Origin of the sequence: Streptomyces atriruber (assembly GCF_001418325.1) — a bacterium.
GTDB lineage: Bacteria > Actinomycetota > Actinomycetes > Streptomycetales > Streptomycetaceae > Streptomyces > Streptomyces atriruber.
The window spans coordinates 1-12,177 of the sequence record NZ_LIPN01000398.1; the positions used below are offsets into that span (position 1 = coordinate 1).

The 12,177-nt window shown below is 73.0% G+C and carries 9 protein-coding genes; 7 read left to right on the top strand and 2 right to left on the bottom strand.

All coding sequences use genetic code 11. From position 1 onward, the window contains the following. Positions 1–667: ABC transporter ATP-binding protein (locus AOK03_RS33575; protein WP_079075117.1), on the top strand; the 667-nt coding region annotated here is incomplete at its 5' end. Continuing rightward, positions 664–1,905 (top strand): ABC transporter permease, encoded by a 1,242-nt coding sequence (locus tag AOK03_RS33580; RefSeq protein WP_055569161.1) that lies wholly within the window; start codon positions 664–666, stop codon positions 1,903–1,905. The genes AOK03_RS33575 and AOK03_RS33580, both read left to right, overlap by 4 nt. A 652-nt stretch (positions 1,906–2,557) precedes the next feature. On the opposite strand, the gene AOK03_RS33585 is transcribed toward AOK03_RS33580, so the two are convergent. Next, positions 2,558–3,718: a sensor histidine kinase gene (locus tag AOK03_RS33585; RefSeq protein WP_055569166.1), complete on the bottom strand. Its 1,161-nt coding sequence runs from the start codon at positions 3,716–3,718 to the stop codon at positions 2,558–2,560. Positions 3,719–3,897: 179 nt separating this feature from the next. Here AOK03_RS33585 and AOK03_RS33590 point away from each other — a divergent pair, with 179 nt between their 5' ends. From AOK03_RS33590 to AOK03_RS33610, 5 genes are all read left to right on the top strand, one after another. After that, positions 3,898–4,560 carry a hypothetical protein gene (locus tag AOK03_RS33590; RefSeq protein ID WP_063792638.1) on the top strand — a complete coding sequence of 221 codons (663 nt, stop codon included), beginning with the start codon at positions 3,898–3,900 and terminating at the stop codon, positions 4,558–4,560. A gap of 4 nt (positions 4,561–4,564) precedes the next feature. Then, positions 4,565–5,701: a sensor histidine kinase gene (locus tag AOK03_RS33595; protein WP_055569162.1), complete on the top strand. Its 1,137-nt coding sequence runs from the start codon at positions 4,565–4,567 to the stop codon at positions 5,699–5,701. Next, the gene (locus AOK03_RS33600) at positions 5,698–6,384 is read left to right on the top strand and encodes a response regulator transcription factor (RefSeq protein ID WP_055569163.1); all 687 of its coding nucleotides are present in this window, start codon (positions 5,698–5,700) and stop codon (positions 6,382–6,384) included. The genes AOK03_RS33595 and AOK03_RS33600 overlap by 4 nt, the downstream gene beginning before the upstream one ends. A 321-nt stretch (positions 6,385–6,705) precedes the next feature. Then, a complete protein-coding gene (gene wecB, locus AOK03_RS33605) occupies positions 6,706–7,788 on the top strand; it encodes a non-hydrolyzing UDP-N-acetylglucosamine 2-epimerase (RefSeq protein WP_079075118.1) in 1,083 nt (360 codons plus the stop codon). 31 nt (positions 7,789–7,819) lie between these two features. Beyond that, a complete protein-coding gene (locus AOK03_RS33610) occupies positions 7,820–9,169 on the top strand; it encodes an XrtP-associated glycosyltransferase (RefSeq protein WP_055569164.1) in 1,350 nt (449 codons plus the stop codon). Between the two features lie 84 nt (positions 9,170–9,253). Here the strand turns inward: AOK03_RS33610 and AOK03_RS33615 are convergent, their stop codons facing one another. Continuing rightward, a complete protein-coding gene (locus tag AOK03_RS33615) occupies positions 9,254–11,878 on the bottom strand; it encodes a valine--tRNA ligase (protein ID WP_055569165.1) in 2,625 nt (874 codons plus the stop codon). Positions 11,879–12,177: the final 299 nt, after the last annotated feature.

The window sequence follows — 12,177 nt, forward strand, 5'->3', positions numbered from 1 at the left end:
CGGTGAACTCCTCGCCATCGTCGGCCCCTCGGGGTCCGGCAAGTCCACGATGCTCAACATCATGGGCACCCTGGACCGCCCGTCGGCAGGCCGGGTCCGCATCGACGGGCACGACGTGGCGGACCTGACCGACCGTGAACTGTCGGCGCTGCGGGCCGACACCATCGGCTTCGTCTTCCAGCAGTTCCACCTGGCGTTCGGCGTGCCGGCGCTGGACAGCGTGGCGGACGGGCTGCTCTACAGCGGCAGGCCGCGCGCCGAGCGCCGACGGCTCGCCGAGCGGGCGCTGCGCCGGGTCGGCCTCGGCCACCGGCTCTACCACGAGCCGCACCAGCTGTCCGGCGGCGAGAAGCAGCGCGTGGCCATCGCCCGCGCGGTGCTCGGCGATCCTCCGCTGCTGCTCGCCGACGAACCGACCGGCGCGTTGGACTCCCGTTCGGGAGCGGTCGTGATCGAGCTGCTCCACGAGCTGCACGAGGCCGGGACGACCGTCGTGGTCATCACCCACGACCGGGACATCGCCGCGAACCTGCCCCGCGAGGTGCGTCTCAAGGACGGCCGCATCGAGCACGACTCGGTCGCCGCCGACGGGAGCGCTTCCTTCCCCGTTTCCCGGAGCGCCCTCGTCCCCCGGGACGCCCTCGCCCCCCAGGAGGCCGTGCGATGACCGCGATCAAGGAGCTGGAGCGCGCCACCGCCCCCGAGCCGCCGCGGCGGCCCAGGCCCGCCCGGATGAACCCGGCGGACGTGCTGCGGGTCGGCGGCTCCGGGCTGCGCTCCCGCCCGATGCGGGTGTTCCTCTCGGCGCTCGGCATCGCCATCGGCATCGCCGCGATGGTCGGCGTGGTCGGCATCTCCACCTCCTCCACCGAGGACCTCAACCGCAGGCTCCAGGAGCTGGGCACCAACCTCCTGACGGTGACGCCCGGCCAGAACTTCAGCGGCGGCGAGGCCCATCTGCCGCCCGAGTCGGTCGACATGATCGCGGCGATGGACCACGTCGAGTCGGTCTCCGCCCTCGGCAAGACCGACGCCAAGGTGTACCGCAGCGACTACACGCCCGTGCAGGAGACCGGCGGCCTCAACGTCTCGGCGGCCCGGACGGACCTGCCGAAGTCGGTCGGCGCCGAGATCGTCGACGGCCGCTGGCTGAACGCGGCCAACAGCCGCTACCCGGCCGTCGTGCTCGGCCCCAAGGCCGCCGAACAACTCGGCGTGCACCGGGCGGGGGAGGATGTGAAGGTCTGGATCGGCGGACGCTGGTTCACCGTCGTCGGCCTGCTCGCCGCCAACGAACTCGTGCCCTCGCTGGACTCGTCGGCCCTCGTGGGCTGGTCCGTGGCGGAGCGCGAACTGGACTTCGACGGGTCGCCGACCACCATCTACACACGCGCCGACGAGTCGTCCGTCAACGACGTGCAGGAGGTCCTCGGCGCCACCACCAACCCCGAGAACCCCAACGAGGCCAACGTCTCCCGGCCCTCGGACGCACTGGCAGCCAAGGAAGCCACCGACGACACCCTGAGCGGACTGCTGCTCGGCCTCGGCGGAGTGGCCCTGCTCGTCGGCGGCGTCGGAGTCGCCAACACCATGGTCATCTCCGTCCTGGAACGCCGCTCCGAGATCGGCCTGCGCCGCTCGCTGGGCGCGACCCGGGGGCAGATCCGCGTCCAGTTCGTGACGGAGTCACTGATGCTGTCGGGCCTGGGCGGCGCGGCGGGCGTGGCGCTGGGCGCGGCGGCGACGGCGGCGTACGCGCTCTCCGGTGGCCTTCCGTGGGTGGTCCCGCCGTGGGCCATGGCGGGCGGCTTCGGGGCGACGCTGGCGATCGGCACGGTGGCGGGCCTGTACCCGGCGGTCCGGGCGGCCCGCCTGTCCCCGACCCTGGCACTCCACGCGACGTAGCCTGGCGGGGGCGCGGTAGCTGGCGGGGGCGCCGGGGCGACGGGGCGCCTGGGCTGTGTTGGTGGGTGCGGGGCCGCGGGGGTATGTGCGTACTCGCCATCCCTGCGCCGCGCCGGATTCTTCTTGCCGTCGTGGTGTGCTCGGTGCTCCGTGCGCACATACCCCCGCGTCCCCTCCGCGTCTCGTACGCGGCTGCGGCCCGGTGGGTGTTTGCGCCTCAGCCCCTCGCGTTCCCTCCGCGTCTCGTGTGCGGCTGCGGCCCGGTGGGTGTTTGCGCCTGAGCTCCTCGCGTTCCCTCCGCGTCTCGTGTGCGGCTGTGGTCCGGTGGGTGTTTGCGCCTCAGCTCTTCGCGTTCCCTCCGCGTCTTGTGTGCGGCTGTGGTCCGGTGGGTGTTTGCGCCTCAGCTCTTCGCGTTCCCTCCGTGTCTCGTGTGCGGCTGTGGTCCGGTGGGTGTTTGCGCCTTAGTCCTTCGGGGCGCTGATCTTGCTGGCGGCTGCGGCCCCCATAGGGCTTTCCCGCCCGCTCGCCTTGGCCCTCTGTAGGGGATCCCCCCCCCGTCGGCAAACGAGTGGGTGGGGGACATCCGCCGCGGAGCGGCGGGGGTTGGGCTCCTGCTCTGCAGGGGAGTGGGGGCGCCCCGGGGCTACGGGGCTCAGGAGAGTTCGCCTGCCGAGAGGGTTGCCTTTACCTCGTACGTGGTTGCTTTCGGGCCTGCCGTGAACGTGCCGCCCACCGCGCGGATGCGTTCCGCCATGCCTGTCGTGCCGGTGCCCGCGGAGACGGGGGCGGAGGACGGGGCCGTGGTGGGGAGCGGGTTGGTGACGGTGATCTCCAGGCGGCCGTTTTTCAGGGCCACGCGGACGGAGACCTCCTCGCCCGGCGCGTGCTTCGCCGCGTTCGTCAGGCACTCCTGGACCACCCGGTGCACGGCGGCCTGGCGGAGCGGGGAGAGGCGGTGGGCCGCGCCGTCCACGAGGAGGTCGACGGGGCTGCCCGCGCGGCCGCTGCGCTCGGCCAGTTCGGGCAGCGCGGCGAGGCCGGGCGTCGGGGCGCCGTCCGTGCCGCGCTGCACGATGATCTCGTTCAGCATCCGGTGCGCGCTGCGCGCCGTCTCCGAGAGCTCCTCGAAGTCGTCCTCGAAGGGGCCGCCCTCGGCCCTGCGCGCCAGCACCTGCGAGCGCACGCTCAGCAGCGTCAGCTCGCGCCCCACGAAGTCGTGCACGTCCCGCGCGATGCGGGTGCGCTCGCGCTGCACCGCGTGCAGCGTGTCCGTCTCCGTGCGCTGCGCCTCCAGCGCACGCACCAGGTCCTGCCGGTTCGCGGCGACACCGACGCCCGCCGCGAGCACGCCGATCGGGACGACCAGGCTGGAGAACTCGCCGAGCGTGTCCCCCCGGTGCACCGGCCAGCCGGGCAGGTTGAACATCACGTACGCGAACGCGACGTACCCGATGACGCCGAGGGCCCCCGCGAGGCGGCCCCGGTAGCGTCCCAGGGAGTAGAGCGCGAACTGGGCGAGCGTCAGCTCGTGCAGCCAGCTCAGATAGAAGAGCGCGACCGCGTACGTCAGCCAGGGCGCCCTGCGGCGCACCAGCAGGGAGGACGCACCGGCGGCGAGGGCCAGCACGGCGAGCGGGCCGTTGAGGGAGTTGTCCGCCTCGGCGAGACCGGGCACGTCCAGGCTCATCAGCGCGAACGCGCTCAGTGCCGTGAGGACGTCCAGCGCGCGGGGCTCCCGCGACCAGCGCCCGCAGAGACGGCCGGCCGTGGCCGCCGCCTGGCGAATCGCCTGGGCGGCGGGCAGGGTGCGCATGCTCTCCATCATCCAAGGTCTTTCGGCCCGTTCCACCGGACTTACGTCCTTGTTTTGGTGATTTGCCGCACCCAGGGCTTTGCGGATGAACACGGTCGAACCACTTGGGCGTGCACACAACGGGTGTATTTTCGGCGCGGCTGCCCGGTCCCGGCGCGTGCCGGGGGTCAAATCGGACCATGTGGTATGCCCAGAATCCCGCCAGGCGGACCCATCAGCTCGCCGGTGACGCCGGGGTCCTCCTGTGGACCGCGCTGTGGGCCACCGCGGCCGTCGTCGCGTACAGGCTGGCCTGTCTGCTCGCCCTCCCCCGCGCCCTGCAGCAGCACAACGCACCGCTCCCGCTCGTCGGCGGGCGGGTCGACACCGCGCTGCGACGCATCGCGGGCGCCGTCGACGCCATGGACCCGGTGACCGTACGGACCGCCGTGGCCGTGGGCGCCGTCGCCCTCTTCGTCGTCCCGGTCGGCCTCGTCCTCGGCGCGTGGCTGCCGCGTCGGCTGCGCTGGATCCGGCAGGCGGGCGCCGCCCGGGACCTCGCCGCCTCCGACGACGGCCGCGAACTGCTCGCCCTGCGCTCCCTGCTCCGCCCCCTGCACGAGGTGGCCGTCACCGCGTCGGAGATCCCGGACGCGACACCCGGCAGCCTCGCCTGGGGCTGGCGGCACGGCGACCCCGACACGCTGGACGCCCTGGCCGCGGCGGAGCTGGAACGGCTCGGCCTCGACTTCGTGCCGCCCCAGGCGGTACCCGCACCGCCCATCCGCCCGGTCCCGGCCCAGGCCACCGAGACCGCGGAGGGCGCCGGGGCGCCCGAAGCCGTCACCGACCCGGTCCGCTAGCGCGGTGCCCCACAACCTGCGGCTGACCGGGCAGGTCGCCGAGGCCCTGCTCAATGCGGTGCCCGAAGGCGCGCTGCTGGTCGGCGCGGACAACCGGGTGGTGGCCGTCAACCACCAGCTCGTCGAGCTGGCGCGGCTGCGGGACGTCGACACCTCGCCGGGCGCGCCGGTGGAGGCCCTCGCCGCGGCCGTCGCGGAGCAGTTGCCCGCGGGGAGCACCTCCCTGCGGCAGCTCAACCGCCGCCAGTTTCCGCGGACGGCCGAGGTCCGCTTCCTCGACGGCCGGGTGATCAGGACCAACCGGCGGCCGATCGACGTGGCCGGTGAACACGTCGGCGTGCTCTGGCTGGCCGAGGACATCACCGAACAGCGCCGCCGCGAGCACGACCTGCGGCGCCACGTCCGCACGCTGGGGGAGCTCGCCCGCGAGCGGTCCGAGTTCACCGCCCGCGCCTCGCACGAGCTGCGCACCCCGCTCGCCACGATCCTCAGCTTCTGCGAGCTGCTCGCCCCGCCCTCGGGCGATCCGCTCTCCGCGGCGCAGGCCACGTACCTGGCCACCATCCGGCGCAACGCGCAGCGCATGCAGGAGATGGTCGACGGGCTGCTGCACGCCGCCACGGCCACGGGGACCCGCCCGGAGGCGGCGTACGCACGGGTCGACATGGCCCGGCTCCTTGGGCGCCTCACCGGCGACCTGCAGCCGCGCGCGCAGGCCGCGGGCATCTTCCTGGTCCACGCCCACGAGCCGGGGCCGCCCGCCTTCGCCGACCGCGGCCAGCTGGAGAACGCCCTCGCCGCGCTGCTGGACAACGCCGTGAAGTTCACCCCGCCCGGCGGCACGGTGACCGTCTCGGCCCACCCCTACGACGAGCCCGACGGCACCGGCTGGGAGATCTCCGTCGCCGACACCGGCATCGGCATCCCCAAGGAGTTCCAGGAGGAGGTCTTCACCGAGTTCGTACGCGCCCCCAACGCCCGCCGCGGCGCCTACCCCGGCACCGGTCTCGGCCTCTCCGCCGTCCGCGACACCGTACGGATGCACGACGGGCACATCGCCCTGCACGGCGGGGAGGGCGACGGGACGGCCGTGGTCCTCAGGCTGCCCACGGGTCGGCCCGCCCCGGCCGGGCACGGATGACGGGTCTGCTCGTCGTCGAGGACGACCCCGACCTCGGCCTCGCGCTGCGCACCGTGCTCGACCGGGCCGGATACGAGACGGTGCTCGCCGAGGACGGACAGGCCGCGCTGCGTCTGCTGTTCGCCGAACGTCCGGCCCTGATGATCCTCGACCTGATGCTGCCGGGCCTCGACGGCTGGGAGGTCCTCGACCGCACCCGGGACATGACCGACCTGCCCGTCCTGATCCTCTCCGGCCGCACGAGCCCCGCCGAACGGGTGCGGGGGCTTCGCGCGGGCGCGGACGACTACGTGACCAAACCCTTCGACACACAGGAGCTGCTCGCCCGCATCGAGGCACTGCTGCGCCGCAGTCGGCCCGACCAGTGGCGCGGCGACTACGTGGAAGCGGGGCTCCGGATGGTGCCGGAGCGGCGGTCCGCGGTCTGGCAGGGCCAGGAGATCCGGCTCAGCGACATCGAGTACCGGCTGCTTCAGGTGCTCGTCCGCAACCGGGGGCGCGTCGTCACGACCGAGCAGCTTCTCGACCTGGTGTGGGACTCGCCCGATGGCACCGGGCGGGAGCGGGTGAAGTTCGCGGTGCTCCGGTTGCGGCGGCGCTTGGCCGTGCGGGGCGCCTCGGGCGGCGAGGACCCGCTCGAGTCGGTGCGGGGGGTCGGTTACCGGTATCGGGGGGACCAGTAGCTCGGCAGTCCGCCTGCCGCGGGTCGGCGGGGTCCTGACGCGCGGTTGCCCCGCGCCCCTGACCCATCCGGCTCGGACCAAAGTCCCGGACCGAAGTCCCGGAGTCCGGGAATCGGGAGTTCGCAACCGTCGCGCAACCGAAAGCGATCCGGGCCCGCAACCGTGTCACCGCACTCTCCAGGACGTACCCCGTAATGTCCCGTTCCTCCTGGAGTGCCCACCGTGATCACCGCCGCCCCGACCGCCGACGCCCGCGCCGCCCGCGGCCTCCCCGCGGGGAGCGTCGCCGTTGTTCTCGGCACCCGGCCCGAGCTGGTCAAGATGGCGCCCCTCGTGCGGGCGCTCGGGGCGGCGGCCCGGCTGATCCACACCGGACAGCACTACGACGACTCGCTGTCGGGGCGTTTCCTCGCCGAGCTCGGGCTGCCCGAGCCCACCCTGCTCGCCGGGGTCGGCGGGCAGACCCGTGCCGTGCAGATCTCCGTCGCGCTCGCGCAGCTCGACGCCGAGTTCGCCGCCCGGCCGCCGCACGCCGTCGTCGTGCAGGGCGACACCAACGCGGCGCTGTCCGGCGCCCTCGCCGCCAACGCCCGCGACATCCCCCTCGTCCACATCGAGGCAGGCCTGCGCAGCCACGACCGCGCCATGCCCGAGGAGCACAACCGCGTCCTGATCGACCAGCTCTCCGACGTCCTGTGCGCCGCCACCGAGGACAACCGCGCCAACCTCACCGCCGAGTCCATCCCCGCCGAGCGCATCGCCGTCACCGGCAACACCGTCGTGGAGGCCGTCTGCGACGCGCTGCCCGGCCCCGACGAGCGCGCCGCGCTGCTCGCCGCGCACGGCCTCACCCCGGACGCGTACGTCCTGGCCACCGTGCACCGCCCCGAGAACACCGACGACCCGGCGGCGCTCCGCTCCTGCCTCACCGAGCTGGCCGCGCTCGCCGAGCAGGTGCCCGTCCTCGTCCCCCTGCACCCGCGCACCCGCGCCCGCGCCGAGGCCGCCGGGCTCGAAGGGCTGCTCGCGCCGCTCACCCTCCTGCCGCCCATCGGGTACGGGGAGTTCCTCGCGCTCGCCCGGCACGCGGCGCTGCTCGTCTCCGACTCCGGCGGCGTGCAGGAGGAGGCCACCGTCCTCGGCCGTCCGCTCGTCGTCGTGCGCCGGTCCACCGAGCGTCCCGAGGCCATGGCCGCCGGTTTCGCCGAACTCGTCGCGCCGGGGCCCGAGGTCGGCCGCGCCGCCCGGCACCGGCTCGCCGAGGGCGAGGCCGGGCTCCGTCGGCTCGCCCGCACCCCCAGCCCCTTCGGCGACGCCCTGGCCTCGCAGCGCATCGTCGCGCTCCTGACGGACCTGGTCGCCGACCGTGCCGCGGGCGGCGCCGCACTCCCCGCCGCCGCCTGACCTCGACTCCCCCACCCCACCAGGACTCCCGATGCTGACGTTCGACCGGCTGCTCTTCCTCTTCCCCTTCGTCCTCCTCGCCTGCTTCCTCCTCTACTGGGCGGGCGCCCGCCACGCCTATCTGCGCCGCCCGGCCCACGAAGGCGGTGACCCCGGCGCCTTCGACTGGCACTTCTTCGTGCCGTGCCGCGACGAGGAGACCGTCGTGGGGTCCACCGTGACCCGGCTGCGCACGGACTTCCCCGCCGCGCACGTGTGGGTCGTCGACGACGCGAGCAACGACCGCACGGCCTCCGTCGTCGCCGCGCTCGCCGAGGACGACGTCCGCGTCCACCTGGTCTCGCGCCGCAGGCCCGACGCCCGGATCGGCAAGGGCGCCGCCCTGAACGCCGCCTACGCCGAGCTCCACGACTTCCTGCCGGCCGGCGCCGACCGCTCCCGCGTCGTGGTCTGCGTCGTCGACGCCGACGGCCACCTGGCCCCCGACGCGCTGCACGCAGTCAGCGGGCCCGCCGGGTTCGGCGACCCCGAGACGGGCGGCGTGCAGGTCAGCGTGCGGATGCGGAACGTCGACGAGCCGCGCCCGCTGCACGGGCGCGGCCGGATCCCGAACGCCCTCGCCCGGCTCCTGGTCCGCATGCAGGACATGGAGTTCGCCGTCTCCAACGCGGGCATGCAGCTGCTTCGCGGCCGCACCGGCTCCGTCGGCCTCGGCGGCAACGGCCAGTTCACCCGGCTCACCGCCCTCGACCGGATCGCCGCGGCCGAGCGCCGCCCCTGGCAGCGCGACGCGCTCCTGGAGGACTACGAGCTGGGCCTCCACATGATCCTCGGCGGCTACCGCGTGACCCACATCGCCGACACGTACGTCTCCCAGGAGGGCCTGCCGCACGCCCGCCGCTTCCTGACGCAGCGCACCCGCTGGGCGCAGGGCAATCTGCAGTGCGTGCGGTACGCGCCGCGCATCGTCGGCTCGCGCCACCACTCGGGCCGCGGCGTCCTGGAGACGCTCTACACCTTCGTGCAGCCCCTCGCGCACGTCGCGAGCCTGGCGCTCACCGTGTTCCTCGTCGCCGTCCTCGCCCTCGGGCACTCCCCGCTGGACTCGGCGCTCGGCGTCTGGCCGCTGGTGCTCGTCCTGTGCCTGCTCTCGGTCCTGCCGTTCGCGCTGTGGGGCCCGGTCTACCGCAGGGACTTCGCGCCCGAAAGCTCTTGGTTCAAGGGCCTGTTGTGGGGCTTCGCGCTGTGGCTGTACGCGTACCACGTCTTCGTCGTCGCCTCGCGCGGGCTGCTGCGCGTGCTGCGGGGAAAGAACGGCTGGGCCAAGACGCGGCGCAACGCGGAGGTCGTGGGGACGGGGCCGGTCGCCACGGAGGCGTGACGCCTGCGGAAAGGCTTCAGGACGTGCGAAGGCCCCGGGACCATCACGGTCCCGGGGCCTTCGGTCACATACACCCGCAAGGCATTACGCCGCCGGGAGCGCCTCCAACTGCGCCTGCAGCCGCGCGATGTCGGCCTCCGCCTTGGTGAGGCGGCCGCGGATCTTGTCGACCACGTTGTCCGGCGCCTTGGCGAGGAACGCCTCGTTGCCCAGCTTCGCCTCGGCCTGCGCCTTCTCCTTCTCGGCGGCGGCCAGGTCCTTGGCCAGGCGCTTGCGCTCGGCGGCCACGTCGATCGTGCCGGACAGGTCGAGCGCGACCGTGGCGCCCGAGACCGGCAGCGTCGCCGTCGCCGTGAAGGCGTCGCCCTCCGGCTGGAGGCGCAGAAGCTGACGGATGGCGGCCTCGTGCGGGGCGAGCGCCGTGCCGTCCAGGGTCAGCCGGGCCGGGACCTTCTGGCCCGGCTGCAGGCCCTGGTCGGCGCGGAAGCGGCGGACCTCGGTGATGACCTGCTGGAGCGTCTCGATCTCCCGCTCGGCACCGGCGTCGCGGAAGCCGCTGTCCGACGGCCAGTCGGCGATGACGAGCGACTCGCCGCCGGTCAGCGCGGTCCAGAGCGTCTCGGTGACGAACGGGACGATCGGGTGGAGCAGGCGCAGGGTGACGTCGAGGACCTCGCCCAGGACGCGGGCCGAGACCTTCGCGCCCTCGCCGCCCGCCATGAACGTGGTCTTGGACAGCTCGACGTACCAGTCGAAGACCTCGTCCCACGCGAAGTGGAAGAGGGCGTCCGAGAGCTTGGCGAACTGGAAGTCGTCGTAGAGCGCGTCGACTTCGGCGACCGTCGCGTTCAGCCGGGAGAGCACCCAGCGGTCCGTGGCGGAGAGCTGCTCGGCCGGGGGCAGGTCGCCCTCGATCGTGGCGCCGTTCATCATCGCGAAGCGCGTGGCGTTCCAGATCTTGTTCGCGAAGTTGCGCGAGCCCTGGACCCAGTCCTCGCCGATCGGCACGTCGGTGCCGGGGTTGGCGCCGCGGGCGAGCGTGAAGCGCAGGGCGTCCGAGCCGTACTTGTCCATCCAGTCCAGCGGGTTGACCGCGTTGCCGAAGGACTTCGACATCTTCTTGCCGAACTGGTCGCGGACCATGCCGTGCAGCACGATCGTGTGGAACGGCGGGGTGCCGTCCATCGCGTACAGGCCGAACATCATCATCCGGGCGACCCAGAAGAAGAGGATGTCGTAGCCGGTGACCAGGACGGAGTTCGGGTAGAACTTCGCGAGGCTCTCGGTCTGCTCGGGCCAGCCCAGCGTGGAGAACGGCCACAGGCCGGAGGAGAACCACGTGTCGAGCACGTCGTTGTCCTGCGTCCAGCCCTCGCCGGTAGGGGCCTCGTCGTCGGGGCCGACACAGACGACCTCGCCGTTCGGGCCGTACCAGACGGGGATGCGGTGGCCCCACCAGAGCTGGCGCGAGATGCACCAGTCGTGGAGGTTGTCGACCCAGTCGAAGTACCGCTTCTCCATCTCCTGCGGGTGGATCTTGACCTTGCCGTCGCGGACCGCGTCACCGGCGGCCTTCGCGAGCGGGCCGACCTTGACCCACCACTGCATCGACAGGCGCGGCTCGATGGTGGTCTTGCAGCGCGAGCAGTGGCCGACCGAGTGCGTGTACGGACGCTTCTCGGCGACGATGCGGCCCTCGGCGCGCAGGGCGCCGACGATCGCGGAGCGCGCCTCCAGGCGGTCCAGGCCCTGGAAGGGACCGGGGGTGGTGATGACCGCGTGCTCGTCCATCACCGCGATGTTCGGCAGGTTGTGGCGCTGGCCGATCTCGAAGTCGTTCGGGTCGTGGGCCGGGGTCACCTTGACGCAGCCCGTGCCGAACTCGGGGTCGACATGCTCGTCCGCGACGACCGGGATGGAGCGGTCGGTCAGCGGCAGCTTGATGAGCTTGCCGACCAGGTGCTTGTAGCGCTCGTCGTCGGGGTGGACGGCGATGGCGGTGTCACCGAGCATCGTCTCGGCGCGGGTGGTGGCGACCACGACGGTCTCGTCGCCCTCGCCGTACTTCAGGGAGACCAGCTCGCCGTCGTCGTCCTGGTACTCGACCTCGATGTCCGAGATCGCCGTCAGACAGCGCGGGCACCAGTTGATGATGCGCTCGGCGCGGTAGATCAGCTCGTCGTCGTAGAGCTTCTTGAAGATCGTCTGGACGGCCTGCGAGAGGCCCTCGTCCATGGTGAAGCGCTCGCGCTCCCAGTCCACGCCGTCGCCGAGGCGGCGCATCTGGCCGGAGATCTGGCCGCCGGACTCGCCCTTCCACTTCCAGACGCGCTCGATGAACTCCTCGCGCCCCAGGTCGTGGCGGGACTTGCCCTCCTTGGCGAGCTCGCGCTCGACCACGTTCTGGGTGGCGATGCCCGCGTGGTCCATGCCGGGCTGCCAGAGAGTCTCGTGGCCCTGCATGCGCTTGCGGCGGGTGAGGGCGTCGATCAGCGTGTGCTCGAAGGCGTGGCCCAGGTGCAGCGCGCCGGTGACGTTCGGCGGGGGGATGACGACGGTGTACGGCGGCTTCTCGCTCTTCTCGTCCGCCGAGAAATAACCCCGTTCTACCCAGCGCTCGTACAGCGGCCCCTCTACCTCGGCCGGCGCGTACTGGGTCGGCAGTTCGGGAGTGGTCGCTGGAGGCTGCTGCTGAGCGTTCTCGGTCACGCGGCCAGTTTAGAGGGGTCACGGAGCGGTCCCGAAACCGGAACGTTCGACATCGCTTGCGGCCCGGGGGTCCGGGGAGGCCTGAACTCGTTCAGGATGGCCGGGACACGTCAGCGTTCGGAGGGGGACCCCACGCAATGAGCTACAACGAGCCAGGACCGTACGGGGGGCAACAGCCGCAGCAGCCGGGTCCCTACGGGGGCCCGCCTCCGCAGCAACCGGGCCCGTACGGCGGCCGGCCTCCGCAGCAGCCCGGTCCGTACGGCGGCCAGCCGCAACAGCAGCCCGGCCCCTACGGG